Source organism: Natroniella sulfidigena, from assembly GCF_023223645.1.
Lineage (GTDB): Bacteria > Bacillota > Halanaerobiia > Halobacteroidales > Halobacteroidaceae > Natroniella > Natroniella sulfidigena.
This window is the reverse complement of sequence record NZ_JALKBY010000001.1, coordinates 1-26,493: the sequence shown is the minus strand read 5'-3', so window position 1 is coordinate 26,493 and position 26,493 is coordinate 1. Positions and strand designations below refer to the sequence as shown.

Genomic DNA, 26,493 nt, shown 5'->3' with positions numbered 1-26,493 from the left:
GAATAACATGTCTCTCAATTTGCCCGATAAAAAAGGACTTGACATATCAGATTTTAGTAGTCTTATTAAAAATGATTTACCCGCTTCACTGGTAACCTTTTTAGTAGCCCTTCCTCTTTCTCTTGGCATTGCACTGGCCTCTGGAGCTCCGTTGATGGCAGGGATCATTGCTGCTATTGTCGGCGGTATTGTGGTTGGTACTCTAGGAGGCGCACCACTGCAAGTTAGCGGACCGGCTGCCGGATTGAGCGTTATAATTTTTGGTTTTGTTCAGGAGCTTGGCTGGGGTGTTACCGCCGCAATGACGGTGGGAGCCGGAATTTCGCAAATAATTATAGGTAAGATTGGACTTGCTCCTATTGCTTTGGCAATCTCACCGGCAGTTATCCATGGAATGATGGCAGCTATTGGTATCCTCATTGCTATTTCCCAAATTCATGTAGTGTTTGGGGTAGAACCTGTAGGCAAAGGCATTGAAAACCTTTTTGACATTCCAAATTCTGTCATGAATTTAAATCCGGAAGCTACATTTTTGGGAGTTTTTACAATTATTATTTTAATAGTTTGGTCTATACTAAAACCCAAACGACTTCGTAACATACCTGGATCACTGGTAGCCGTTGTTGTCGCTACCATTATCTCCATAGCCTTTAGTCTCGATGTTCCACGTGTAGAGCTAGCCGGTAGCCTTATAGAATCTATTTCTCTACCGGTGTTGCCAAGTACAAATTTCGGAACTTTTATTGCTGGCATCGTAGTGCTTACATTAGTAGCAAGCGCCGAGTCATTGTTAAGTGCCGTAGCAACGGATAAGTTACACTCGGGACCCCGCTGTTGCCTTAATAAAGAATTAACTGCTCAAGGAATAGGCAACACTATTTCCGGACTGCTTGGGGGACTTCCCATTACCGGTGTCATAATCCGCAGTAAAGCAAATATCTCATCAGGAGCTAAAACTCGCCTTTCGGCAATCCTCCATGGTGTTTGGGTCTTAATTTTTGTAGTGTTTTTACCCGATGTAATAATTTTGGTTCCTTTAGCGTCACTAGCCGGACTATTAGTATATATCGGTATTGGGCTGGTAAACATAAATCATATAAAAGAACTGAAGAGATACGATGAATTGGTAGTATACTTTATCACTGTTTTTGCAATCGTTGGCATTGATTTATTAGTAGGGCTGGTTATCGGCTTTATGGTTGCATTGATTCGCTTATTGCTGAAATTTACGAGACTTAACGTCAATATTGAAAACCAGGATGATCAATGGCAAGTATCAATTACAGGTACATTAACTTGCATTGAGGTCCCTAAGCTTACCACTCATTTAAATACTATTCCTCCCGATAAAGAGGTAAAAATAAACCTGGCATTGAGGTATTTAGACCATGCAGGCTATGAGGCACTAAAGTCATGGCAGGAGAGTTATGAAAAAATTGGTGGACGTGTAGTTACTAACGATCTTGTGGAAAATAAAGAGGAAGAACAAACTAGTCAAAGCGCTCCATTAGTTAACAACTGCGTAATTGAAAATGTTTGGGCTCAATACAATAAATAGAGAATCCCGTAAACAAGGGACTGAAAAACAGTTTTTAGAATACGTTGTTCATTCATCATAGAAACCTAATTATCAGTTTAAATAAAAGTTGGCCCCTACTTTTATAGGGCCAACTTGATTTAGCTGATTACTCCATTACCTTTCCTTTTGACATAAAAGTTTCACACGCAGTATCCTTAGAATTACTAATCATATGATCTTTCACATTAGGATTAATTTCAATAGTGGATGCTTGGCAAATATCACTAGAATTATACTGACACTCTTCTACAGTACACTTAATGTTAGACATTATATCCACCTCCTCCTTCTTCTAGCTCATAGATATCTTTCCCAACAAATAATTATTTATTCAAATCATAATTTCATCTACCAATCAGCTTTATTTAATGTAAAAAAAGGTTTCTTAGCTTAAGCTAAGAAACCTTTTAAAATTAATTTAAAATACATGCCGAATAATGATCTTTTCCTACTTCTTTCATTTCATGATTACATTCTGTACACTCACTCTTAGCCATAGAACACCGTGGTTTAAATCGACATCCCTGTGGAATATCAATCTGATTAGCTACTTCATCATCAAGATCAATTCTCTTTCTATTCTCATCAGGATCAGGAACAGGCACTGCTGATAATAAGGTCTTGGTATAAGGATGTCTTGGATTCATTATTACTTCATCAGTAGGGCCAATCTCCATGATCTTTCCTAGATATAAAATTGCTATCCGATCACATAAATACTTAATTGTAGATAGATCATGAGAGATATAGACCATAGTCAGACCAAGTTCATCCCGCAAATCTCCCAATAAATTTAAAATCCCCGCTCGAATAGAAACATCCAACATAGATACAGGCTCATCAGCTACTAAGAATTTAGGCTCTAATACAATTCCTCTAGCAATAGCTACTCTCTGTCTTTGTCCTCCACTTAATTCATGAGGATATTGATTTAAATACTTTTCCGCTGGCTTCAACTCAGCTGTTTCTAATGCAGCTACTACTCTATCATAAATTTCATCTTCATCACCTAATTTATGAATTAATAGTGGTTCAGCTACAGTCTGATAAATAGTAAATCGCGGATTTAAAGTTTCATAAGGGTCTTGAAAGATCATCTGTACTTCTCTTCTGAACTTCTTCTCATCTTTTCTGGTTAATTTAGTAAAGTCATTTCCATCAAGAACTATCTTGCCTGCAGTTGGCTCCTGTAACCTCAATAGTATCTCTCCAATAGTAGTCTTTCCTGAGCCACTCTCTCCAGCTAAACCAAGAATTTCACCTTCTTTAATGTTTAAGGAAATATTATCGATCGCTTTAACATATTCTTGCGGCTTGAATATCTTTGTTACACCCGCTCCTACTGCAAAATATTTCTTTAGCCCTTCTACCTTTACCATATTATTTGCCATATTCTCACCTCCTTAGTTATCTAAACTATCTTGTTAACTGTTTTTTTATTTGGCGCTCCTTCACCCGCTCCCAAGTTTCTCTCAACTTTGCTTCTTTTCTAAATTGATCTATTTTATCAGTAAAGTGGCACGCAGAATAATGACCTGGTTTAATTTCTATTAAATCAGGCATTTCTGCATAACAAATATCTTCTACAAAAGGACATCTTGGAGCAAATCGACAACCTGGCTTAGGATTAATTAAATTAGGAGGGGAACCTGGTATTGAAATCAGCCTCTCTCCTATCTCTTTAATGCTTGGAAATGCATTTTGTAAACCTAACCCATAAGGATGATGAGTATCCTTAAAAAAGTCTCTAGTACTTCCTATCTCAGCAATTCTTCCCCCATACATTACAATAATCTGATCACAGGTTTCTGCTACTACAGAAATATCATGGGTAATAAAGACCATTGAACTATTTATTTCTTGCTGCAGCTTTATAATCTGATGCAAGATCCGATCTTGTACAACTACATCCAAAGCTGTAGTCGGTTCATCTGCAATTACTAAGGCAGGACTCAAAGCTAAAGCCATCGCAATAATTGTTCTCTGCTTCATTCCACCACTTAATTGATGTGGATAACTCTCAAGCCTTTTGCGCTCCAACCCTACTAACTCAAATAATTTAGCTGCTCGCTCTATTGCCTCTGTCTTGCTTACTTGTGGTTGATGGGTCTTAATCGCTTCTATAATTTGATCCTTTATTTTATAAACTGGATCCATTGCATTCATTGCACTTTGAGCAATCATTGAGATATCATTCCAGCGAATCTGTCTAACTTCCTCCTTTGTCATCTCTACTACATCTTGCCCTTTAAAAATAATCTCTCCTTCTGAAATAACTCCATTACTGGGTAATAATTTCATCAAAGACTTAGCAACAGTAGTCTTCCCACAACCACTCTCACCTACTAACCCTAAATTTTTTCCTTTTTCTAAAGTGAAGGAGACATCTCTAACAGCTTCTAGAGTTCCTTTTTCTGTAATATAATCTATTCCTAAATTATTTACTTCTAACAGTGGCATCAATTATCGCCTCCTCAATCTTGGATTTACAATTTCTTCAAAGGCTCTAGCAGTAAAGAAGATTGCCACTAAGACTAATACAATAGCTACTCCTGGAGGAATAACCCACCACCAGGCAGTCCTAATAGCTCCAGTCAAAAAGCTTGTATGTAAAATTTGGCCCCAGCTAATTACATCTGGATCTCCAAAACCAATAAAGCTGACACTGGCCTCAGCCAAAATAGCCCAACTAACCATAAAGGCCATTTCTAATAAAGCAATCGGAATAATATTAGGAGCAATATACTTATACATAATCCTTAAATCAGATGCTCCTGCTACTTTAGCAGCCTTAATGAATGGTCTATTAGCCACTGATAAGACCTGTGAACGAATAATCCGTGCTACAGTCCGCCAAGTAAGCAAAGAGATAGCTAAAATAATGTTCCAGATACTTGGATCTAACAGTGCTACTAATATAATCACAAAAGGTATAAATGGTAAAGCATACATAATATCTACAACTCGCATTAAAAAATTATCAATCGCTCCTCCATAATATCCAGCAATCAACCCTACATTAGTACCAATAAAAGTTACCAAAAAGGCAGCCAAAAACCCTACTAATAAAGCAATCCTAGAGCCCATTACAACTTGGCTGAATACATCTCTCCCTAAATTAGTAGTTCCAAACCAATGTTGAGCAGAAGGAGGTTCTAACCTTGCAATCGCTCCATCCTCTGTGCGGTTCATTTCATAGGGGTCATAAGGAGCAATCAGCGGAGCAAACGCAGCTACTAAAATAAAAAAGATTAATACTACAACCCCAAACATAGCCATTTTATCTCTTTTTAGTACATCCTTAAAGAGTTTAAAAGTACTTGCAAGCGATCCCCCCTTGACATCCTTTCTCTCTACTTTAACTTCTTCTAGATTTTCTACTACAGGTTCAGTCATTATATTCACCACCTTCTTACTTATAAGTTATTCTTGGATCTAAATAGCTATAAAGTAAATCAGCCAAAAAGTTCATTATCATTACCATTAACGCTATTAATAAAAAGCTTGCTTGGGCCAACGGATAATCATGCCTTTGAGCTGCTTGAATAATTTCAGTACCCAAACCAGGCCAACCAAACACATACTCAATTAATACCTGTCCACCTATCGCTTGTCCTAAAAATAAAGCACCAGTTGTTACCACAGGCAATAAAGCATTCCGTGCAGCATGACGATACAAAATAACCTTCTCTTTTAACCCTTTAGCATGACACATTTCTATAAAATCTTCACCCAACACTTCCAGCATCGTATTTCTCATCATTAATAATGGAGTTGCTAAAAAGTAAAGTCCTGCCACTACCGCCGGTAAAAATAGATGGCGTAAAAAATCTAATGAGAAAAAGACCTCAAATGTATTAGCTGCTTCATAACCAGAACTTCTCATTCCTGAGTGTGGGAACCAACCTAATCTAAAAGAAAAGAACATAATAAATAACATTCCTACCCAAAATGTAGGTGCAGACCTAAAGGTCAATGCTATTGAAATCAAAGTTGCTTCTTTCTTGCTTCCCCGCTTCCAAGCCAAATAAGCACCTACCAAAATTCCAATTACATAAGCTATAAGCATAGCAGATAACATTAACATCAAAGTATTGATTACTTTATCTCCTATTACTTCCATTACCGGTCTTCTATAATAAAATGAACGTCCTAAATCCCCTCTGACAGCATCAGATAAAAAAGAAAAATACTGTTGATATAACGGCTGATCAAGTCCTAACCGCTGGATCATTGCTTCTCTAGCTTCAGTACTAATAGAAGGATCTACTACTGCTGCTGTTGGATCTCCAGGCATCAATCTAAACATAAAAAATATAATAGTTGCTACTACTACTAAACTCAAAATAGTCTGCCCTAATCTTTTCAAAACCATCTTAATCATTTCTAGCCATCACCTCCATAGGCAATATCAATTTTATAACAAAGAAAGACAGAATAGTTAGGGCTATTCCTAACTATTCTGTTAGTTGTAATTATTTATTCTTCTGGTAGATATAATCTGCCAGTTGAATCCCAAGTATATCCTGCTTCTTCTAAGATCTCTCTAGCTCTTTCTAAATCAAATTCATAGCTAGCCATATCAGGGTTGGCCCAGAATTCATTAGCAGGAGAAAGTACTGCTCCAGCTCCACCTGCTTGTCCATAACCATGAATTAAAGCATCAATTATAGTATCATAATCGACAGTATGAGCCATCGCTTTTCTAAAGTCATGATTATCAAATGGTGCCTCTCTTAAATTGAATCCTGTATAATAATAACCAATATCAGGAGCTTCAGTTAATGTCAAATGATCTAATTCTCTTACTTGTTCAATATGAAGTGGCTCAAATCTCCAAGCATTCATATCAGCGTCCCCTTGTTCTAAAGCTCCTAAGACCCCTTCAGCATGACCATATAATACCTGAAGTAGACCATCAATCTTCGGTGGAGTAAAGTGGTCTTCATTCGCTGCTAACTTAATCTCTTCTCCTCTTCTCCAGTACTCAAACTTGAATGGTCCACTACCGATAGGCTCTGGGTTGTCCCATTCATCTGGATGAGTTATCTCTTCACCATCTACAACATCTGACCAGATATGCTCTGGTAAAATAGGTATTTGGGCCAACGTATTTGTAATGAATGGTGCATAAGGTTCAACTAAATTGAATCTAACTACATTATCAGCTACTACCTCCACACTATCTACAGGATTTAAGAAGGTATCAAAATAAGGTACACCCCATTCTAACATATAATCAAAGGTAAATTTAACATCATCTACAGTTACTGCTTCTCCATCATGAAAATCCATTCCATCTCTTAATGTAACATCTACAGTCACATCATCAACAATCTCCCAATCTTCCGCAGCTGATGGAGTAGGTTCTACATCAGGACTTAATCTTACTAACTTATCATAAACTAATCTAAGTAATTTCCACTCCCATACAGTTTGAGCCGTCATTGGATTTAAAGTATCCAAATCTTGTGTTGAAGCTATCTCAAGGACAGTATCGTCAGTCAATGGCTCAATCTCTACTGGAGTCCATTCATTATAAATTCCTTCCCCTGGCATCACAGTAAAGTTGTCAAATCTTTCATGATTGTACGCTTGATATTCATCTCTATAATAAAGTGCAATCTTCGGAATATCCTCAGCCAACATATCTTGTAATTCATGAACTATCTTTTGTCTTTCTTCAATCTCCATCTCTTCCCGTTGAGCTTCTGCTAACTGATCATACTCTTCGCTGAAATAACCATAGGCATTATTTCCTCCAGGCATGTCCTGGGAACTATGGAAGTTAGAGTACAGGAACATATCAGGATCTAATCGCTCAATTCTTCCTGACCAGCCTAAAATAAAGGCATTAAAATCCTTCTCTTCAGCATCAAAGACTCTTTCAATCAATGAATTAAACTCTAGTGGACGAACATTCACCTCTACTCCTAACTCTTCCCAATTTTCCGCTACCATAAAAGCAGCTTCATATCTTACTGGGTCATATTCAGCAGTGGTTGTATACATAGTAACTTCCGGGACTTGAGTCAATCCCTCCACTGACACATCAGCTTCATCTTCACCACAACCAACTACTATTAGCCCTAAAACTAATACCAACAAGACAGCTACAATATTTCTCTTCTTAACCATTTTTTAATCCTCTCCTCCTCCAATACTTATAATTTAAAACATTTTGAAAATTAAAAATATTATCGCCTGCTCACTCCTTTGGCCCCACCTCCTAAGTTACTTAATTAAGTTCTATTTTTTATGTTATTGAACTTATGTATTAATTAAGCCCAATAAAAATAGTACACAACGCAAAAAACTAAAACATATACTGTTCAGAATACGTTTTATTAAATTTAAACTTATCGATTTCCAGTTGAAATTTGTTTGATATTCATGTGATAATTTTATGATATTTAGTTCAATTATACAAACATTTGCTAACGTTGTCAAGAAAATTAAAAAAACTCATAAATATTAAATAAATTTAATATTTATGAGTAGATTTTACTCTGATTTATTCTCTTTGAGATTCCACCTCTGCTCTTATCCAACTAGCCAAATCACTAAAAACCCTAAAGCCCAACAATAATAAGCAAATAAACTCAGCCGTTGTCTTTCAACAATCTTTATTAATAATTTAAGTGCTACATAACCAGATATTACCGAAGTTATTGTTCCCACAATAATCTGAAAAACAGTTATCTCCCCAATGCCTACCCGCAACAAATCAACAGCCTGTAATAAGGTCGCTCCTAAAACAACAGGTATAGATAGTAAGAAAGAATAACGTACAGCTAACTCTCTATCCAACCCCTTAAGCAAACCTGCTATGATTGTAGTACCTGAACGGGAAAGCCCTGGAAAAATAGCAGCCGCCTGGGCAAAACCAACTACTAATGAATCACTAAATTCCATCTCTTCCATTTTTCGACCCTCATCATTGACTCGCTCAGAAATCCAAAGTAATGTTCCTGTAACCAATAACATCACACCAACGACTATTGTAGAAGCAAATACCTCTTCAAAAAACCCTTTAAATACAACACCAATTACCCCAGCAGGAATAATTCCAATTAAAATATACTTAGTAAACTTCCTGTATTTAAAGCTCGTTTTAAATTTAGTTATTCCAACTATATCCTGCCAAAAGACAATCATAATCGCAATCAATGTTCCAAAATGTAAAAATATACTTAGGGTTAATCGCTCTTCAATCCCAAATAAATGTTGTACAAGTACTAAATGCCCTGAACTACTGACAGGCATGGGATCCACTACTCCTTGTACAATTCCTAAAATTATAACTTCAATTAAGTCCATCTTCTTCCTCCTATACTATCAATTACTTATTTAAAAGCCATTCCATTATATCATCTTTACTAACTAAAAATCAATTTACATTATCTACTTTATTGATACATAGCTTAAGTTTAAAACTGAGTTTAAGTTTAAGTCAACCACTAGAAACATAAGGGCTTAGCTCTTACTTAGACTTAGACTCAAACTTAAACTGAATTGTAATTAAGTAACCATTAAATCACAGCTTAGCTTTTAATTTTTGAACTAACTCTTGCATCTGGTTTGAAGTTTCAGACAATTTATTAGCCGATTCAGCCAATTCATGAATAGTCGCCCCTTGCTCTTCTGTAAAAGCACTTGCCTCTTCAGTAGCAGCAGCATTATCATCTAAAGCATCTGATATATTCTCAATTAGACCTACTGTTTTTTCTGTACTACTGACTGTAGTTTCTTGAATCTCTTGTACCATTGCCCCGATTCGGTCTACAGCTTCTGTAGAATCTTCTGCTAAGTTCTTAATTTCCTGTGCTACAACTGCAAAACCACGACCATGTTCTCCTGCTCGAGCAGCCTCAATAGAAGCATTTAAAGCCAATAAATTTGTTTGACTAGCTATCTTTTCAATCGTCTTTATTGCTTCTTCAATCTTTTCCGATGTATTTTCTGACATCTCAGCTAAGTTCTTAATCTCTTCTGTTGCCTCTTGAGCATTGATTGCCTGTTCTTGACTCCGTTCCGAAATTTCAATCACATTATTCGTTAACTGGTCAGAAGCTTCTTTTAACTCATCACTAGAGTAAGCCAAATCTTCAGAGACATTCGTTACGTTAGTACTTGCTCCCTCTAAAGTATCGATTGTTGTTCCTAACTCCATAAAAGCAGCAATATACGTCTCCATTGCTACTTGCATATCTAAGTTAGTAATCCGCAAAAAAGCCATTACTGCTTCTGAAATCTTAGCAGGTTCTTCTTGAAAGTAATCAATTATTTTAGGGATCGTTAAGTTGTAATAAGTAGCATACCCACCAATATAGTACTTGGGCCCTAAATTGATCCTATCATGTACCTTGCCTATTTTAAATCTTTCTTTAAAATAGTTTACATCATAACCTCCATCAACTCCATCAACCAACTCTAAAAAATATTGTTTTTGGGTTTTACTCAATCTTTCTACGGTGCTATGTTGATCAATAATCTCCTGTAACGGGCCAAAACTATAAATATGATCATAAAATTCTTCTACTACTTGATCAACAATCTCATGAAATAAACCCTTCATCTCCTCTAATAATTCTAAATCACGATCAGTAAAGTTAACAATCTCTTTTCGATAGGCAATTTCATCTGCCGTCAGATCTTCTACCCTAGAGATACTACCCGACATTTTACTCATCATCTTGTGATAATCTTGATTCACACAATTCCCTCCCTTGAAAATTTACTCTTAATCAATCTCTTGATAGTCATCAATATCTATTATAGTCTCATCATCATCTTTCTTTCGCTTATTCCTTTGCTTAGTAGAACTTGTCCCAAAACTGAAATTACCTGAAATTATCTTTCCTTTAAATTTATTCTTAACAACCTCTCTAATTCTCACTCTAGTAATAGGTACTATTAAAGAAAATCCAGCTAAATCAGTCAATAAACCAGGCGTTAACAACATTGCTGAGCCAAGTAAGACCAATAAACCATCAACCAACTCATCTTTAGGCATCTTAGCCCGGGCCAACGTAAGCTTAGTCTGACCTATAATCGCTAATCCTTGTAATTTAGCCAAAGAAACTCCAACTATTCCTGTACTAGCCACTAAAAGAATAGTCCAACCAATTCCTACATATTCACCAACCTTAATCAAAAAAAATAGCTCTGCTAGCGGTACCAAAGTAAAGAGTAAAATTAATTTTACCATTACCAACCCACCTTCTCCAATTATAATTTATATATTCTTTATTAAGAATCATTATCCTTTATTATTTAAGCATTTAATTATATAAAAAAGTTGCCTCCGGCAACTCAGTTTAAGTCTAAGATTGAGTTTAAGTAAAACCAACAAATACAAACTAGTAAAAGTTATCCATAACCTCTAAAAATCATAATTTCCTTAATGAAAATAAAAGTGCGTAGCTTAAGCCACGCACCTTGCTCACCATAATTATAAGACTCTAGTTTCACCTTTATAGACCAGACCACGAATACTATCTACAGTTACAATATCACCAGTTTCTAATTTATCCATAATATTTTCAGCACCAACAATTACAGGAATCTCAAGCTGTAATCCTATAATTGCAGCATGAGAGGTCAATCCTCCTTCTTCTGTGATAACTGCTGAACATTTCTCCAATAGCGGAGTAAACTTTTCATCAGTCACAGAAGTAACTAAAATATCTTGCTCTTGAATCTTATCTTCTGCTGTTTCAGCATCTTCCACAACACAAACTCGTCCACTAGCAGATTTTTTCCCAATTCCTATACTCTGAGTTATTACTTCACCAACAGTATGTACTTTCAATAAATTAGTCGTACCTGTAATTCCAACTGGAGTTCCTGCAGTAATAACTACTACATCACCATTTTCAATATACTGACTACTTAATGCAGCAGTAACTGACTCTTCAATCATCTCATCAGTAGATTCTGTTTCATTAACTAATACCGGCCTAACCCCCCAAGATAAGGATAATCTATTCAATATCTTCTGACTAGGAGTTGCTGCTATAATCGGTGGATAAGGACGATATTTAGAAACCATCCGAGCAGTATAACCAGAACGAGTAGAAGTAATAATAGCTGCTGCTTCTAAATCAGATGCAGTCTTACAGGTAGCATAACTGATTGAATTTGTAGTAGATATTTGTTCTTGATTATTCATCGCTCCTAATAAATTACGTTCTAACGATTTTTCAGTCTCTAGTGCAATCCGTGCCATTGTTTTCACAGCTTCAACTGGATAATCTCCAGCAGCAGTTTCACCAGATAACATCGTAGCATCTGTACCATCATGTATTGCATTAGCAACATCACTAGCTTCAGCTCTTGTTGGTCTAGGGTTTCTGATCATTGAATCCAACATCTGAGTAGCTGTAATTACAGGCTTACCCGCCTCATTGCACCTATTAATCATCATCTTTTGAGCTGTTGGTACTCTTTCGGGAGGAATTTCAACTCCTAGATCACCTCGAGCTACCATCAACCCATCTGAGACTTCAAGAATCCCTTCAATATTTTCTACGCCTTCCTGATTTTCAATCTTAGGTATAATATAAATCCCAGAGTTATGTTCTTCTAAGATCTCTCTGATTGCCAACACATCATCAGCTTTGCGTACAAAAGAAGCAGCAATAAAATCTACTCCTTGCTCAATTCCAAATTCAATATCCGCAACATCTTTATCAGTAATAGCAGGTAATTTAACAGATATTCCTGGCAAATTAACCCCTTTTCTAGAACCTAACTTACCACCATTGATTACCTCACAAATAACCTCTGTTTCTGTTGTTTCTGTTACCTTTAGCTCAATTAACCCATCATCAATCAAGATTCTCTTGCCTTCAGAAATATCCTGCGGCAAATTTGGATAATTAACTGATACTTTACTAGCTGTTCCTTCAACCTCTTCAGTTGTTAAAGTAATTTGTTCTCCTGCTTCTAAATCTACCTTTTGATCATTTTCTAGCATCCCTGTTCTAATTTCTGGCCCTTTGGTATCCAATAAAATAGCTACTGGTCTTCCTTTCTCTCTAGCTAACTCTCTAATCAGATCAATTCGAGCTTGATGCTCTTGATGATCACCATGAGAAAAGTTTAAACGAGCTACATTCATTCCTGCATCTATTAATTTTGCTAAGGTTTCTCTATCTTCACTAGCAGGGCCAATAGTACAAACAATTTTAGTCCTTCTCATTACTCTCCACTCCTTTATTCTGTCACTACTTCTTATAATGATAATATATTAGCTAATTCATATAAATCCTCATCTACTTCTTTTTGACTCTTAATGGCCTCTTTAATTTCAGCAATCTCTACTTGATCATGGATAACACCAACCATCTTATTTGTATCTCCTGCTAACAATACATCTATAGCAGATGCTCCTAATCTAGTGGCCAATAACCTATCTTGAGCTGTTGGAGTTCCTCCCCGCTGCAAATGTCCCAAAACGGTTACTCTTGTTTCGAGACCAATTCTTTTGCTGATCTCTTCTCCTAAGGCAAATGCTTTACTTTCATTTAAGTCACGATTAGGCTTAAACTTCTCACCAATACCTTCAGCTACTAAAATGATACTATGTAACTTGCCCCGCTCATAACCAGCTTCTAACTTTTGACAGACTTGGTCAAGATCAAAGTCAAACTCAGGAATCAGAATCGATTCTGCTCCCCCTGCTAATCCAGACATTAATGTCAAAAAGCCAGAATGCCTACCCATAGCTTCAATTACAAAGGTTCTTTCATGGGAAGTGGCTGTATCTCTGATCTTATTCATAGCATCTAAAATAGTATTTAGGGCAGTATCATAGCCAATAGAATAATCAGTACAAGCAATATCATTATCTATCGTTCCTGGAATCCCAACTGTTTTGATATCTGATTCATCACTTAATAGTTGGGCTCCTTTAAATGAACCATCACCACCAATTACTACTAATCCTTCAGCACCGATATACTTTAATTGCTCGACAGCTTTTCTTCTACCTTCTTTAGTCCTAAACTCTTCACAACGAGCTGACCTTAAAACAGTTCCACCACGATGAATAATATCTGCTACTGAGCGACGCTCTAAAGGCTCAAAATCTCCTTCAATCAAACCAGCGTATCCTCTTTTAACTCCTATTACCTTCAAGCCTTCATAAATCCCTTTTCTAACAACTGCTCTGATAGCAGCATTCATCCCTGGTGCATCTCCTCCACTGGTTAAAACAGCTACCTTTTTCATCCTCTACTCCTCCTTACATTTCAACCACAATTCTCAATCGATTCATCTATCTGTTCTTCAGCTTCTTTTTTAATATAACCCATTGTTCTAAATTTATTATATCTATTCTCTAATAATTCAGCTGTTTCTAATCTTTCCAACTGATTAATTTCTTGAATAAGCTTTTCTTTTAATAAATCTGCACTGCGTTTATAATCTTTATGAGCTCCTCCAGGCGGTTCAGCAATTATATCATCAATTACCCCTAAATCTACCAAGTCTTTAGCAGTCAATTTCAAAGCCTTAGCTGCTACTTTAGCCTTATCAGAGTCCTTCCACAAGATAGCAGCACAAGCTTCTGGAGAACAGACAGAATAATAGGTATACTCTAACATAAATACTCTATCTCCAACTCCAATACCTAAGGCTCCACCACTACCTCCTTCTCCAATAACAACAACAATAATTGGTACCTCAAGGCCTGTCATTTCCATCATATTCTTAGCAATAGCTTCTGCTTGGCCACGTTCTTCAGCCCCAATTCCTGGATAAGCACCTGGCGTATTGACCAATGCTATAATTGGTCGATTAAACTTTTCAGCTTGTTTCATTAAACGTAATGCTTTTCGATACCCTTCTGGATGAGCCATCCCAAAATTACGCTTGATATTATCCTTAGTCTCTTTTCCTTTCTGATGACCTACAATCGTAACTGGTAGATTATCAATCTTACCAATACCACCAATCAAAGCTTGATCGTCTCCAAAATTACGATCACCATGTAATTCAATAAAGTCATCACAAATTAAATTAATATAGTCCATAGTAGTAGGACGCTCAACATGACGAGCTATCTTTAAAATCTGCCACGGTTCCAATTCAGAATAAATTTCTTCTCGTAACCTATTTGCCCTAGTCTCTAGTCGCTCAATCTCATCAGTCAAATTAATATCTCTTTCTTCCATAAACTTCGTCAATTCAGTAATCTTTTCTTCCAATTCAATAAGAGGTTTTTCAAATTCTAAGTTATTATTCTGTGCCATTGTTCTCTCCACCTCTCAATTTATGAATATCTATAATTCTAGCAATTACATCCTTTAAGTCTGCTCTTTCAACTACCTTATCAATCATACCATGTTCTAATAAAAACTCAGCTGTTTGAAACCCTTCCGGCAGATCCCGATTGATTGTCTGCTTAATCACCCGTGGCCCCGCAAAACCAATCTTAGCTTGTGGCTCTGCTAGATTAACATCACCTAAGGAAGCAAAGCTGGCTGAAATACCACCATAAGTCGGATCGGTTAAGACAGAAATAAAGAGCCCACCAGCTTGATCCAATCTTTTCAATGCTGCACTAGTCTTAGCCATCTGCATCAAGGACAACATCCCTTCATACATGCGAGCACCTCCGCCACCACCAGATACAATTACTAATGGCAACTCTTTTTCTAAAGCTCTTTCTATTGCTCGAGTAACCTTTTCTCCTACAACTGAATTCATACTCCCCATCAAAAATCTAGAATCAATTACAGCCAAGGAAACTTGCCAACCATTCATTTCTCCAATCCCAGTAATTACCGCCTCTTTTAAACCTGTCTGTTCTTGATATTTATCAATTTTCTGCTCATAGTCAGGAAAATCTAATGGATTTTCCGCTTGTAAATCAGCATCATACTCTTCAAATTTCTCATCATCTACCAACAAAGACAACCGCTCGGCAGCCGTCAATCTAAAGTAACTACCACATTCAGGGCATATTTTTAAACTTTTAGCCAACTTTTTATTAAAAATAATTTGCTTACAACTTTTACACTTTGTCCATAAATCATCAGGCATTTCCTTTTTATCGCTATCTTCTTTATGTTCATTTCCTTTTTCTTCAGAACGTTTCTTTCTTTCTACAGTAACATACTTAGACTTTCCTCCAAATAAATCCTTTAACACTTCTTCCACCCCACTTACTTAAAATTAAGGACTATTAAATTTAGTCAGCTCAAATTTATCTCGCCATTTTCGGCGAGACTAAATTATATTATTCCCAAGATTTAAATTATAATAATTTATGCTCCATTTTTAGTCAAATTAATTTAAATTAAGCCATTGGTTGCTAAGCAAGTACTTAAAAACACAAAAAAATATGACCAGTCTGTCAGTAGAATACTGGTCATATTATAACACAAAATTAAGAAATTGCAACTTGCTTACAAGATCAGTTTACAATGTACAATTGACAATTGACAATTAAAAACCTTAAAAACAATCAAAGATTGTTACCATAAGTCTTTTCAAAAAACTTAATCTTTTAAGATCTTGAATTGTAAATTGTACATTCCGTCAATTATCCATTATAAGGCTATTTTATAATTTGGTTAACGGCTCCTTCAAACTAGAGATAAAATCAGAAACTTTAGCTATTAATTCTTCCTTATCTCTTTCAAGCAAGTCTAAATTCTTCTCTATTCGCTCAATAATTGCACTACCTACAATTATTCCATCAGCAAATTCTCCGATCTGTTGGGCATGAGTAGGGGATGAAATACCAAAACCAACTGCTACTGGGATATCTTTAATATCTTTTATCTTAGTAACTGTCTTTTTAACCTCAGTTGATAACTCCGCTCTAGCTCCTGTCACTCCAGGAGTCGAAACAGCATAAATAAAGCCTGAAGAAAGATCAGTTACCTTTTCAATTCGAGTTTGATTACTGGTAGAAGCAAGTAACAGAATAATATCTAACTCTGTACTCAACTCCTGTAATTCTGCTCCTTCTTCTGGAGGTAAGTCAGGAATAATAACTCCATCAACTCCAGCCTCTGCACATCGCTTGACAAATTTTTCTAAACCAAAACTGAAGATGGAATTATAATAACCCATTAAAATTAGTGGCAGCTCACTTTCTTCTCTAATATCTTCTACCAACTTAAAGATAGCAGTTAAATTAGTACCCTGGGCCAAACTCCTTTGAGCTGCCTTTTGGATCGTTGGCCCGTCTGCTAAAGGAGCTGAATAAGGAATTCCTAACTCTAGTAAATCAGCTCCATTCTCTTCAGCAGTCAAGACCAACTCTTTAGTCAATTCTAAATTAGGATCTCCAGCCATCAAGAAAGGAATTAAGGCCTTCTCATTTTTTTGTTGTAACTTAGTGAAGGTATCTCCAATCCGCCCCACTAAATTTCAACTCCCAATTGATCGGCTACACTATACACATCCTTATCACCACGTCCTGATAAGTTAACAATAATTATCTGATCTTGCTCTAATTGAGGGGCCAACTGCTGAGCATAAGCAATCGCATGAGAACTCTCTAATGCAGGAATAATTCCTTCCACCTCAGATAACAATTGAAATGCTTTTAATGCTTGCTGATCAGTTACCGCTTCATACTGAGCACGTCCTGAGTCTCTCAAATGACTATGTTCAGGGCCAACACCCGGATAATCCAACCCGGCTGAAATAGAATGAACCGGCATAATCTGACCATCATCATCCTGTAAGACATAACTTTTATAACCATGAATAATTCCTTTTTCTCCCTTAGTCAAAGTCGCTGCATGCTTGTCAGTATCAACACCCAATCCTGCTGCCTCTACTCCTACCATCTTAACATCTTCATCATCAATAAAAGGATGGAATAGGCCAATTGCATTACTTCCTCCACCAATACAGGCAACTAAATAATCTGGTAACCGCTCTTCAGCAGCAAGAATCTGCTCTCGTGCCTCTTCACCAATTACAGATTGGAAATCCCGTACCATCGTTGGATAAGGATGCGGGCCAACTACAGAACCTAACAGATAGAATGTATCCTCACTATTTTCAACCCAATGCTTAATCGCTGCATCGACAGCATCGGTCAAAGTAGCAGTTCCATCCGTAATCGATCTAACTTCAGCTCCTAATAATCTCATCCGAAAAACATTCAAAGCTTGGCGTTCAACATCTTCTGCTCCCATAAAGATCTCACAATCCATCCCAAACATAGCTGCTACAGTAGCAGTAGCTACACCGTGCTGACCTGCTCCCGTCTCAGCAATCACCTTCTCTTTACCCATTCGCTTAGCCAACAATACTTGTCCTAAGGTATTATTGATCTTATGGGCTCCCATATGATTTAAATCTTCACGTTTCAAATAGATCTTAGCTCCACCTAGCTTCTTAGTCAATCTTTCTGCATAATATAATGGGTTAGCTCGCCCTACATACTCCTTTAAATAATATCTAAATTCATCTTGAAACTCCTGATCTTCCTTATACTTATCATAAGCTTCAGCTAACTCCTCTAACGCTGGAATCAACAATTCTGGAACATAAGTTCCACCAAACTCACCAAATTTTCCTTTAGACATTATCTCCACTCCCCTTTTTTTAGTTTACAGTTGACTGTTGACAGTTGACAGTTAAAACCACTTCCTTAAAACAAAAGTTCTTTAAAGATTTTTAATTGTACATTGTTCCTTGTCAATTGTACATTTGTCTCTTACTTTCTCCCTCTAGGTTCTTCGAACCCTTCGTGATGAAAAAATCAGCTCTTAAATTTTTTAATTACTCTTTATTACTTAATTTTTAACTGTACATTGTAAATTGTCAATTGCTCTTATAAATCTTTTTAATTTGTCATGATCTTTAACCCCTGGCTTGGCTTCAACTCCACTGCTGACATCAACTCCTGCGGGTTGAACAGCTTCAATCGCTTGCTTAACATTAGTTTCATCCAAACCACCTGCAATTATAACCTCTCCATACTCCTTAGCTGCTAAAGCCAACTCCCAATTAAAGGTCTGCCCACTACCACCTAACTTATCAGGATGGTAAGTATCCAGCAAGAATTTAGCTACATCATATTGAGCTAACTCTTCTAGATAACTTCGATCCTTAACTCGAAAGGCCTTAATTACTGGCAACTCAAGCTGTTGGCAATAGCTTGGAGATTCATCACCATGCAGTTGAAGATAATCCAACTGACAAGCTTCTGCGATTTGATTCACCTCTTCTAATGACTGATTAGCAAAGACACCTACCGTTTTAACCTGCTCATTAAGCTTAGAGATAATCTCTTGAACCTGCTGAACAGTGACCTGTCTAGGACTGTCAGCAAAGATAAATCCCAGTAAATCTGCTCCTAATTGGCTAGCCAGTTGAGCATCTTCTAAATTGGTCAAACCACAAATCTTAATCTGAGTCATCCTATCAACTCTTTCACTTTAACCTCAAGATCTTCACTTCTCATTAAGGCTTCCCCTACCAAAATTCCATCGACCCCTTGCTCGATTAACAATTCAACATCCGCTCGCTCCTTAATCCCACTTTCACTGACTACTATTTTATCTTGTGGAATTGATTTCTTCAACCTAATTGTCGTCTCTAAATCAACCTCAAAGACCTTTAAGTCACGATTATTGACCCCAATTATCTCTGGCTCTAACTCTAAGACCATCTCTAACTCTTGTTCGTTATGAACTTCTACTAAAATATCAAGACCTAGCCCCTTAGCCAGCTTTAAATACCGTTCTAACTCTTCAGCTGTCAAGATTGCTGCAATCAATAAAATCGCATCAGCACCATAAGCTCTAGCCTGATAGATCTGATAAGGATCAATAATGAAATCTTTACGCAATAACGGTAACTCAACTACCTCTCTTACCTGCTCTAAATAAGCCAACTCACCTTGGAAAAATTCTTGATCGGTCAAAATTGATAAAGCGTTGGCCCCTGCCTTTTGATAGTCCTTAGCAATCTCAGCAGGCTTAAAGTCTTCTCTAATAATCCCTTTAGAAGGAGAAGCTCGCTTAACCTCAGCAATTAATCCCATCCCTGCTGCACTTAAAGCCTCCTTAAAATCTCTGGTTGAATCTAGTTGAGCAATTTTTTCTTCTAACTCAGCTTGTGATTCCTCTTCTTTCTGTTCTTTAACCTCTATTTTTTTATGAGCAACAATCTTATCTAAAATCAACTTAACTCGCCTGCCTTTGTAAACTATTACTGATCTCAATCAACTGCTTTAACTTCTCTAAAGCCAGACCTTCTTCGATTACTTGCCGGGCCAACTCAATCCCCTCTTTCAAATCAGCAACTCGACCAGCAGCTGTCAGTGCTGCAGCAGCATTCAAAAGGACAATCTCTTGCTTTTTATCAGCCTTACCATTTAAGATATCTAAAGTAATTTGAGCATTCTCCTCAGGATCTCCACCTGTTAAATCATCGATTGCAACCCGTTCTAATCCTAAATCCTCTGGCTTAAGATAATAATTTCTTATCTCTCCAGCATCAAGTTGGCTAACCTTAGTCTCACCAACCGTCGATAATTCATCTAAACCTACCATCCCGTGGACTACAAAAGCTGACTCAACCCCTAAGTTCTTCAATACATGAGCAATCGGCTCAGTCAACTCAGGATCATAAACCCCTAGCAGCTGTATATCCGCACCAGCTGGATTGGTCAGTGGCCCTAACATATTAAAAATAGTTCTAACTCCTAACTCTCGCCTTGGACCAATCGCATGCTTCATTGCTCCATGAAAGGTAGGAGCATATAAAAAGCCAATCCCTATCTCATCGATACATTGGCCCACCTGTTCAGGTGTTAAATCCAAATTAACCCCCAACTCCTCTAATAGATCGGCACTACCACTCTTACTAGAGACAGAACGGTTACCATGCTTAGCCATTGCTACTCCTGCTCCTGCAACTACAAAAGCAACAGTCGTCGAAATATTAAAAGTATTTAAATCATCGCCACCTGTTCCACAGACATCGACAACCAACTCTTGGTTGGTAGTGATTGGCTCTGCCTTGGCCCGCATTACCTCCGCTGCTCCTGTAATCTCTTCAATTGTCTCTCCTTTAGTCCGTAAAGCAGTAATCAATCCTCCAATCTGTGCTGGAGTCGCCTCACCACTCATAATCAAATTCATCGCTTCCTTACTCTCAGCTACTGACAAATCCTCTCCACTAACTACCTTCTCAATCACTCTTCTCATCTCAACTCAACTCCCCTTTTTTAGTTCAGTGTACAGTTAACAGTGTACAGTTGACAGTTAAAATCAACACCTTAAAATCAAAATCTTAAAAACAATCTAAAATCTTATCATGAGGAAGGTTTCGCAGTGACATCTAAATTTTTTCGTCTAGTTTCTTGACGAACCGTAAAGTAAATCAGAGTATGAATTAGCTAATTTTCTCATCTAAATTAGCTTACTCTTATTTGCTTGGAGGTGAGTCCTAGAAACTTAGAAAAAATTTTTTAGAACGAGAAACTTTCCTCATGGTAAAGCAAATAATAATCAATCTATTAGCTAATATTTAAAAAGTTATCGACAATCTTCTCCCCTGCTTCTGACATGATCGATTCGGGATGAAACTGGAGACCATATAATTGAGCCTCACTATCTGCAACCCCCATAATCAAGCCATCCTCAGTCTCAGCAATCACTTCCAAGCTAGCTGGCAGACTGTCAGGTTCAATCATCAAGGAATGATACCTTGTAGCTTCAAACTGATCAGCCACTCCTGCTAAAACCCCTCTCTGTTGATGCTTGATCCTACTAACCTTCCCATGTACCAGCTCAGGTGCACTAACAACCTCAGCTCCATAGGCAGCACCAATAGTCTGATGGCCCAAACAGATTCCTAAGATCGGTATCTCTCCTGCTAGTTGCTCAACAACCTCCAGTGAAATTCCAGCATCCTCTGGTCGTCCTGGCCCTGGTGAAATAACAATCCGCTCTGGATTTAGCTCCCTAATCTCTGCTATCGTAATCTGATCATTACGCCTAACTTCAATCTCTACTCCTAGCTTACCAATCAACTGCACCAAATTATAGGTGAATGAATCATAATTATCAATTACTAACACCATAGGCCCCACCTCTTTCAGCTTGATAAACTGCCTTCAACAAGGCTCGGGCCTTATTTAATGTCTCTTGGTATTCCGCTTCAGGATCTGAATCAGCTACAATTCCAGCTCCAGCTTGCACATAAGCTTTATTATCTTTAAGTAAAATTGTCCTGATTGTAATACAACTATCTAAATTACCTGAATAACCAAAGTAACCGATACTTCCAGCATATGGCCCCCGTCTTGTCGTCTCCAATTCATCTATAATCTCCATTGCTCTAATCTTAGGAGCCCCTGAAACTGTTCCAGCAGGAAAGCAGGCCTGCAATCCTGAATAAATATCTTCATCTTCTCTCAGCTCACCTTGGACATTAGAGACTAAATGCATCACATGAGAATAATATTCAACTTCCATAAATTGTGTTACATCAACCTTACCATACTTGCTGACTCTACCGACATCATTTCTGCCTAGATCAACTAACATTACATGTTCGGCCTTCTCTTTCTCATCACTCAATAGATCTTCAGCCAACGCTTGATCCTCTTTAGCATCTTCGCCCCTCTTTCTGGTACCAGCAATCGGTCTATTCTCAATTAAACCATCTTCAACCCTGACCAACAGCTCTGGGGAAGATCCTACTAACTTAAGTTCTTCAAAATCAAGATAATACATATATGGTGAAGGATTGACCCTTCTTAGCTGGCGATAAATATCAAACCCCTCTGATTCAACCTCCATCTCCAATCTCTGCGAGAGAACAACTTGGAATATATCTCCTGCTTTGATATACTCTTTAGCTTGCTTAACGCTAGCTATAAACTCTTCCTTCTCTAAGTTAGATTCAAACTCTAATTGCTTATCATTAACTTTTGGTTGTTGCTGTTCTATTGTAATAGGCTGCTGCAACTTCTTAACAAGCTCGTCTATCTTAGCTTTGGCCCGTTGATAAGCCAAACTAGGATCATCCTTAACCTTAACATTGGTCACGACCTTAATTTTATGGTATAGATGATCAAAGACTAAAACTGTATCACTTAAGATAAATAACATCTCTGGCAATTGTAAGTCATTCTCTGTTTGCAGTGGTATATCTTCAAAATATCTAACTACATCATAACCTAAATAACCAACAGCCCCACCATAAAACATCGGCAACTCTTCTAACTGAACCGCTTGATAACTTTCTAAAATCTCCTGTAACTCCTCGACAGGATTTTCTGTCTGCTTCTGCTGTACAATCTGATCAGCTCGATCCTTAATTATTAACTGACCATTCTGACAACTTAATAGAGCATGATAGTCAACTCCAATAAATGAATACCGTCCTAAATTTTCTCCTTGCTCAACACTTTCTAATAAATAAGAATTCTTCTCTGCTCTAATCTTTTTAAAAGCAGATACAGGAGTCTCCAAATCAGCAGTAATCTCTCTGTACACAGGAATCAACTCTCCCTGCTTGCTCAACTTTTCAAACTCCTGGTAGCTAGGATAATACATAATCTATCACCCTTTGCTTACTAAACTCAGCTAAACTCATCTTAACTCACTCTCCTCTTGAAATTAATTACCTCTAAAATATAAAAAACCATCAGACTTGAGTCTAATGGCCTAAATTACTTATCAATAGGGGTAGATATACTTTCCCCTAGGCTCAACTCAACTCATCTTAACTATCCTCATCTCAACTTAACTAATTCAATATTCAATTTTTCTCAACTAATCTCTAGTACTAATCTATATTCTAAAATCTTACTCAGATTCAACTCTTCCATGCTTAGTAATCAATTCAGCTTTACCGCGAATCTTAATCGCAGATGTATGTTTAGTAAACTGAGCAATCATTACTTCACCTTGATCTAACTTTTCAGTATGATGAAATTTGGTCTGTTCCCCACGGGTCAATCCAATGATTGTTACTCCATCTTCTAGGGCTTTAACCATTATATAATCTTCATTACTTACTCTATCCATTACTAACCTCCTCAAATCTTACTTATTCTTTATAATATCGCAAATAAAAAGAACTGTCAATACCAAATTAAAAATTAATAATTATTATCCGACAATAACAAAATAAGAACTACTCCTAAAATAAAAGTAATAACTTCAGCTAACCCAATAGTAGTAGGAATGACACTTCTAGCCGAACCCAAGATCAACCCCGTTAGAAAGGCCATTAATAATGAACGAAATCGCTCTAATAAATAAGATAACAACCAAGAAAATAGTAATAATCCACTAGCTACCCCTATAGCAAATAAAGCTAAAACAAGCAATTCTAGCTCACTGATTGCTCCTATTACCCCTTCGTAGAGACCTAACATTACTAAAATTGTTCCTCCACTAACTCCTGGTAAAATCATCGCTATACTACCAAATAATCCTCCAGTAAAGAAGCGGCTAAGAGCAATTTCCCCTCCACTAGCTACCTGAGTAACTTCTGCAGAATAAAAGTAAGCTATAACTACCCCTAAGCCGATTAAAGCTACTGAATTTAAATTAAACTCTTCTATCTCTTGGGCTGTTATCTTGCTAGAAGCTAAAATCAATCCTAATAAAAAAGCAAATATCAGACTAGGATGGCTATCTAATAGATTGACAATCACCTTAGAACTTACAAATGCACCTACTACAGCTCCTAAACCAATAGGAGTTAAGACAACAACTTCAATTTTTTTAATCCCTCGTACCAGTCGTCCATAAATCCTTAGGATTAGAGCCATTGTTCCACCACTAACCCCAGGTAATGTATTAGCTATTCCTAAAGGAATTCCTTTTAAAAATAACTCAAGAAAGTCATTCATAAATTTCCTCCCACTTTGACATAAAAATTTTCAACTTAAACCTCTTCTAGATCACTCATATATTTCTCCTTTAAAAACTTAAACAACTTCTTTTCAGCCTTGTATTCAGCAATTGGCTTAGCTGGAGAACCAATTACAGTTATTCCTGCTTCTATCTCACTCCCAAAAGGTACGACCGCTCCAGAACCAACTGTAGCTTCATCACCTACTATGGCTGTATGAACTACCGAATTAGAACCAACCATTACCTTAGAACCTATCTTACCACCAACAATAGCTCCACTGCCAATGAAAGTTCCTGAGTCAACTACAGTTGAAATCACCCTTCTATCATCAGATGTCTCTAATTCAACCTTTTTACGACCAACATTAAAGACCCTAGACATTGGCCCGATCTTAATCTGATCTTTAATTTCTACATTACTCTCAATATTAGCTGCTGTGCCAATCGAAACATTATTACCAATCGTTACATGTCCTCTAATCGTTACATTCTCTTCAATTGTAACATTATCTCCCAATTTAACATTGTTTCCAATAATAGCTCCAGTTCCAACATGACAATTATCGCCAATCTCTGTCTGTGTTCTAACAACAACTCCACTCCCTATAAAGGTTCCTTCTCCAACCTTAACTTCTTCTTGTAAGATAGCATTACCCACTACTCTACTAAAAGAACCAACTTCAACTCCATCATATAACTCTGCTAAAGAGCTTACACTAGCTCCAGCAGCCAGTGTAAGCTCTCTGATTTCTCGCTGACAAAGTGGATTATCATAGTCTTTGACCGGCAAAATTGTTATAATCGGGTCTAAGCTATTATCTTTAATTAACTGAATGATCTTTTCTTGTTTTTGCTCAGAAATAATTGTAGAAAACTCTATCTTACGTCCATCACTCTGTCTAACTACTTTTAGCGAATAATTCAACTTTCGCTCATTAAAGATCTGTCGTAATCGATAACTGATGATTCCTCTGACTGTAGCTACAACTTGACAGTAACCCATTACACCACCTCATTTTAGGATACTTCTTTTTGTGTTAATTCCTCTTCTGCTTCTTCTTCACTCCTCTTTTGATGAGCAATTCTTGCTGCTGCAGCCGCAGCAATCCCTGCCACTAAATCATCTATAAATGTATTGACCTGTTCACCCTTAATCGTATCTAATTTCTTCATTACACCTATCTTATTCTTATCCAAGTAGCCAAAGCTTGTGAATCCAATCGTTCCGTAGATATTAGCAATTGCTAAAGCAAGGCTTTCATCAACCCCATAAAGTGGTTCATCGCGTTCAATAATACTGGCCAATGGCTCCTCTACTGCCCCTTGCTCTGTCAACTTATCTAAAGCAATTCCTGTCAATAAAGTATATTGTACTTCACGCTTATTTAAAACTTGATCAACCGAATCTATACATTTATCCATTGTTATTGTGTCATCATAAGGGCTCTGTAATTTATAAACCAAGTCTGCTATCTCCCTGATACTAACCCCTCTCTGCTCCAACCTTTTAACTATTAATTCTTTCATATTTTCTCCTCCTCTAGAAATTTTATGTCCACGCATAACTTAATTCATTACTAAAATTACCTGTTAATTTTATAATTAATCATATTAATACACTATCGTTGCATTGTTAAAAAATATAGATTTACTAACTCAATCAAATCAAATTAGCAATCAAAAATTTATAGCTTAGTAGACTTTTCAAAGCAATAATTACTTTGACAGTAGCCCTTATTCTATATTAAAAGTAAAATATAGAATATATTTCTAGATAAAAGTCTATTAACCTAGGTTTTAGGTAGTAAAATTTTATCAACTACTGTTAATCCATCTATTCCAATTGAAATCATTTGTTGTAACTAAACAGATAGAATACTTTATTTTTCTAGTGAGTTTAAGTAAACTTCCTTTAAATTTAGATTCTTTTTCAAGCAATTTTAGAATTAAAAATAAGATTACAGCACTATAAATTTGTGTTAAGACAGCATTTTTATTTTGTCCAAAGAAGCTCTTTATTTTTAGATGTTGCTTGATCCACTTGAAAAATAG

Annotated in this window: 25 protein-coding genes and 2 pseudogenes; 1 reads left to right on the top strand and 26 read right to left on the bottom strand. The window is 36.9% G+C overall.

What is annotated here, in order from left to right:
* Positions 1-7: 7 nt before the first annotated feature.
* Positions 8-1,558 (top strand): SulP family inorganic anion transporter, encoded by a 1,551-nt coding sequence (locus MWH28_RS00130; protein WP_248617231.1) that lies wholly within the window; start codon positions 8-10, stop codon positions 1,556-1,558.
* Positions 1,559-1,685: 127 nt separating this feature from the next.
* Here MWH28_RS00130 and MWH28_RS00125 read toward each other — a convergent pair whose 3' ends face one another.
* From MWH28_RS00125 to MWH28_RS00005, 26 genes and pseudogenes are all read right to left on the bottom strand, one after another.
* Positions 1,686-1,850 carry a DUF1540 domain-containing protein gene (locus tag MWH28_RS00125; RefSeq protein WP_248617230.1) on the bottom strand — a complete coding sequence of 55 codons (165 nt, stop codon included), beginning with the start codon at positions 1,848-1,850 and terminating at the stop codon, positions 1,686-1,688.
* Positions 1,851-1,992: 142 nt separating this feature from the next.
* Positions 1,993-2,970 carry an ABC transporter ATP-binding protein gene (locus tag MWH28_RS00120; RefSeq protein WP_248617229.1) on the bottom strand — a complete coding sequence of 326 codons (978 nt, stop codon included), beginning with the start codon at positions 2,968-2,970 and terminating at the stop codon, positions 1,993-1,995.
* 25 nt (positions 2,971-2,995) lie between these two features.
* Positions 2,996-4,039, bottom strand: a complete 1,044-nt coding sequence (locus tag MWH28_RS00115; protein ID WP_248617228.1) for an ABC transporter ATP-binding protein — start codon at positions 4,037-4,039, stop codon at positions 2,996-2,998.
* A gap of 3 nt (positions 4,040-4,042) precedes the next feature.
* On the bottom strand, positions 4,043-4,975 hold the full coding sequence (locus tag MWH28_RS00110; protein WP_248617227.1) for an ABC transporter permease: 933 nt from the start codon (positions 4,973-4,975) through the stop codon (positions 4,043-4,045).
* Positions 4,976-4,991: 16 nt separating this feature from the next.
* Positions 4,992-5,963 (bottom strand): ABC transporter permease, encoded by a 972-nt coding sequence (locus tag MWH28_RS00105; protein ID WP_248617226.1) that lies wholly within the window; start codon positions 5,961-5,963, stop codon positions 4,992-4,994.
* A 95-nt stretch (positions 5,964-6,058) separates the two neighbouring features.
* Positions 6,059-7,717 (bottom strand): ABC transporter substrate-binding protein, encoded by a 1,659-nt coding sequence (locus tag MWH28_RS00100; RefSeq protein ID WP_248617225.1) that lies wholly within the window; start codon positions 7,715-7,717, stop codon positions 6,059-6,061.
* A 405-nt stretch (positions 7,718-8,122) separates the two neighbouring features.
* Positions 8,123-8,899, bottom strand: a complete 777-nt coding sequence (locus MWH28_RS00095) for an undecaprenyl-diphosphate phosphatase (RefSeq protein ID WP_248617224.1) — start codon at positions 8,897-8,899, stop codon at positions 8,123-8,125.
* A 217-nt stretch (positions 8,900-9,116) separates the two neighbouring features.
* Positions 9,117-9,752: a methyl-accepting chemotaxis protein gene (locus tag MWH28_RS13035; protein WP_428323564.1), complete on the bottom strand. Its 636-nt coding sequence runs from the start codon at positions 9,750-9,752 to the stop codon at positions 9,117-9,119.
* 15 nt (positions 9,753-9,767) lie between these two features.
* Positions 9,768-10,262, bottom strand: a pseudogene (locus tag MWH28_RS13030) (protoglobin domain-containing protein); the annotation flags it as partial.
* Positions 10,263-10,322: 60 nt separating this feature from the next.
* Complete coding sequence (locus MWH28_RS00085) at positions 10,323-10,790, bottom strand: FxsA family protein (protein ID WP_248617222.1); 468 nt, start codon at positions 10,788-10,790, stop codon at positions 10,323-10,325.
* Between the two features lie 243 nt (positions 10,791-11,033).
* Positions 11,034-12,785 carry a pyruvate kinase gene (gene pyk, locus MWH28_RS00080; RefSeq protein ID WP_248617221.1) on the bottom strand — a complete coding sequence of 584 codons (1,752 nt, stop codon included), beginning with the start codon at positions 12,783-12,785 and terminating at the stop codon, positions 11,034-11,036.
* 32 nt (positions 12,786-12,817) lie between these two features.
* The gene (pfkA, locus tag MWH28_RS00075; protein ID WP_248617220.1) at positions 12,818-13,816 is read right to left on the bottom strand and encodes a 6-phosphofructokinase; all 999 of its coding nucleotides are present in this window, start codon (positions 13,814-13,816) and stop codon (positions 12,818-12,820) included.
* A 20-nt stretch (positions 13,817-13,836) separates the two neighbouring features.
* Positions 13,837-14,838 (bottom strand): acetyl-CoA carboxylase carboxyl transferase subunit alpha, encoded by a 1,002-nt coding sequence (gene accA / locus MWH28_RS00070; RefSeq protein WP_248617219.1) that lies wholly within the window; start codon positions 14,836-14,838, stop codon positions 13,837-13,839.
* Entirely contained in the window at positions 14,825-15,739 is a 915-nt protein-coding gene (gene accD / locus MWH28_RS00065; RefSeq protein WP_345894733.1) for an acetyl-CoA carboxylase, carboxyltransferase subunit beta, read from the bottom strand. Before accD ends, accA begins: the two co-directional genes overlap by 14 nt.
* Positions 15,740-16,153: 414 nt before the next feature.
* On the bottom strand, positions 16,154-16,963 hold the full coding sequence (trpA, locus tag MWH28_RS00060) for a tryptophan synthase subunit alpha (protein WP_248617218.1): 810 nt from the start codon (positions 16,961-16,963) through the stop codon (positions 16,154-16,156).
* Positions 16,963-18,141 carry a tryptophan synthase subunit beta gene (gene trpB / locus MWH28_RS00055; protein WP_248617217.1) on the bottom strand — a complete coding sequence of 393 codons (1,179 nt, stop codon included), beginning with the start codon at positions 18,139-18,141 and terminating at the stop codon, positions 16,963-16,965. The genes trpA and trpB overlap by 1 nt, the downstream gene beginning before the upstream one ends.
* 210 nt (positions 18,142-18,351) lie before the next feature.
* Positions 18,352-18,978: a phosphoribosylanthranilate isomerase gene (locus tag MWH28_RS00050; protein ID WP_248617216.1), complete on the bottom strand. Its 627-nt coding sequence runs from the start codon at positions 18,976-18,978 to the stop codon at positions 18,352-18,354.
* Positions 18,975-19,745, bottom strand: coding sequence for an indole-3-glycerol phosphate synthase TrpC (gene trpC, locus MWH28_RS00045; RefSeq protein ID WP_248617215.1), 771 nt, complete (start codon positions 19,743-19,745; stop codon positions 18,975-18,977). Before trpC ends, MWH28_RS00050 begins: the two co-directional genes overlap by 4 nt.
* 1 nt (position 19,746) lies before the next feature.
* Positions 19,747-20,772 (bottom strand): anthranilate phosphoribosyltransferase, encoded by a 1,026-nt coding sequence (gene trpD / locus MWH28_RS00040; protein ID WP_248617214.1) that lies wholly within the window; start codon positions 20,770-20,772, stop codon positions 19,747-19,749.
* Between the two features lie 311 nt (positions 20,773-21,083).
* Positions 21,084-21,650, bottom strand: coding sequence for an anthranilate synthase component II (locus MWH28_RS00035; protein ID WP_248617213.1), 567 nt, complete (start codon positions 21,648-21,650; stop codon positions 21,084-21,086).
* Positions 21,634-23,130 carry an anthranilate synthase component I gene (trpE, locus tag MWH28_RS00030; protein ID WP_248617212.1) on the bottom strand — a complete coding sequence of 499 codons (1,497 nt, stop codon included), beginning with the start codon at positions 23,128-23,130 and terminating at the stop codon, positions 21,634-21,636. The genes MWH28_RS00035 and trpE overlap by 17 nt, the downstream gene beginning before the upstream one ends.
* 252 nt (positions 23,131-23,382) lie before the next feature.
* Positions 23,383-23,604: a trp RNA-binding attenuation protein MtrB gene (mtrB, locus tag MWH28_RS00025; RefSeq protein WP_248617211.1), complete on the bottom strand. Its 222-nt coding sequence runs from the start codon at positions 23,602-23,604 to the stop codon at positions 23,383-23,385.
* A gap of 74 nt (positions 23,605-23,678) precedes the next feature.
* Positions 23,679-24,437 carry a DUF368 domain-containing protein gene (locus tag MWH28_RS00020; protein WP_248617210.1) on the bottom strand — a complete coding sequence of 253 codons (759 nt, stop codon included), beginning with the start codon at positions 24,435-24,437 and terminating at the stop codon, positions 23,679-23,681.
* Between the two features lie 35 nt (positions 24,438-24,472).
* Positions 24,473-25,444, bottom strand: coding sequence for a DapH/DapD/GlmU-related protein (locus MWH28_RS00015; RefSeq protein ID WP_248617209.1), 972 nt, complete (start codon positions 25,442-25,444; stop codon positions 24,473-24,475).
* 14 nt (positions 25,445-25,458) lie between these two features.
* The gene (locus tag MWH28_RS00010; RefSeq protein WP_248617208.1) at positions 25,459-25,968 is read right to left on the bottom strand and encodes a phosphatidylglycerophosphatase A family protein; all 510 of its coding nucleotides are present in this window, start codon (positions 25,966-25,968) and stop codon (positions 25,459-25,461) included.
* Between the two features lie 288 nt (positions 25,969-26,256).
* A pseudogene (locus tag MWH28_RS00005) lies at positions 26,257-26,493 on the bottom strand (IS4 family transposase); the annotation flags it as partial.

Bases quoted from the DNA above. Each gene is read 5' to 3' on its own strand.
- MWH28_RS00100 (WP_248617225.1), bottom strand. From the start codon at position 7,717: ATGGTTAAGAAGAGAAATATTGTAGCTGTCTTGTTGGTATTAGTTTTA.
- MWH28_RS00050 (WP_248617216.1), bottom strand. From the start codon at position 18,978: ATGACTCAGATTAAGATTTGTGGTTTGACCAATTTAGAAGATGCTCAA.
- MWH28_RS13035 (WP_428323564.1), bottom strand. From the start codon at position 9,752: ATGGAGTTAGGAACAACAATCGATACTTTAGAGGGAGCAAGTACTAAC.
- pfkA (WP_248617220.1), bottom strand. From the start codon at position 13,816: ATGAAAAAGGTAGCTGTTTTAACCAGTGGAGGAGATGCACCAGGGATG.
- MWH28_RS00120 (WP_248617229.1), bottom strand. From the start codon at position 2,970: ATGGCAAATAATATGGTAAAGGTAGAAGGGCTAAAGAAATATTTTGCA.
- MWH28_RS00010 (WP_248617208.1), bottom strand. From the start codon at position 25,968: ATGAAAGAATTAATAGTTAAAAGGTTGGAGCAGAGAGGGGTTAGTATC.
- MWH28_RS00115 (WP_248617228.1), bottom strand. From the start codon at position 4,039: ATGCCACTGTTAGAAGTAAATAATTTAGGAATAGATTATATTACAGAA.
- MWH28_RS00095 (WP_248617224.1), bottom strand. From the start codon at position 8,899: ATGGACTTAATTGAAGTTATAATTTTAGGAATTGTACAAGGAGTAGTG.
- trpE (WP_248617212.1), bottom strand. From the start codon at position 23,130: ATGTATTATCCTAGCTACCAGGAGTTTGAAAAGTTGAGCAAGCAGGGA.
- MWH28_RS00020 (WP_248617210.1), bottom strand. From the start codon at position 24,437: ATGAATGACTTTCTTGAGTTATTTTTAAAAGGAATTCCTTTAGGAATA.
- MWH28_RS00130 (WP_248617231.1), top strand. From the start codon at position 8: ATGTCTCTCAATTTGCCCGATAAAAAAGGACTTGACATATCAGATTTT.
- accA (WP_248617219.1), bottom strand. From the start codon at position 14,838: ATGGCACAGAATAATAACTTAGAATTTGAAAAACCTCTTATTGAATTG.
- pyk (WP_248617221.1), bottom strand. From the start codon at position 12,785: ATGAGAAGGACTAAAATTGTTTGTACTATTGGCCCTGCTAGTGAAGAT.
- trpD (WP_248617214.1), bottom strand. From the start codon at position 20,772: ATGAGAAGAGTGATTGAGAAGGTAGTTAGTGGAGAGGATTTGTCAGTA.
- MWH28_RS00015 (WP_248617209.1), bottom strand. From the start codon at position 25,444: ATGGGTTACTGTCAAGTTGTAGCTACAGTCAGAGGAATCATCAGTTAT.
- MWH28_RS00110 (WP_248617227.1), bottom strand. From the start codon at position 4,975: ATGACTGAACCTGTAGTAGAAAATCTAGAAGAAGTTAAAGTAGAGAGA.
- MWH28_RS00035 (WP_248617213.1), bottom strand. From the start codon at position 21,650: ATGGTGTTAGTAATTGATAATTATGATTCATTCACCTATAATTTGGTG.
- MWH28_RS00105 (WP_248617226.1), bottom strand. From the start codon at position 5,963: ATGATTAAGATGGTTTTGAAAAGATTAGGGCAGACTATTTTGAGTTTA.
- MWH28_RS00125 (WP_248617230.1), bottom strand. From the start codon at position 1,850: ATGTCTAACATTAAGTGTACTGTAGAAGAGTGTCAGTATAATTCTAGT.
- mtrB (WP_248617211.1), bottom strand. From the start codon at position 23,604: ATGGATAGAGTAAGTAATGAAGATTATATAATGGTTAAAGCCCTAGAA.
- MWH28_RS00085 (WP_248617222.1), bottom strand. From the start codon at position 10,790: ATGGTAAAATTAATTTTACTCTTTACTTTGGTACCGCTAGCAGAGCTA.
- trpB (WP_248617217.1), bottom strand. From the start codon at position 18,141: ATGTCTAAAGGAAAATTTGGTGAGTTTGGTGGAACTTATGTTCCAGAA.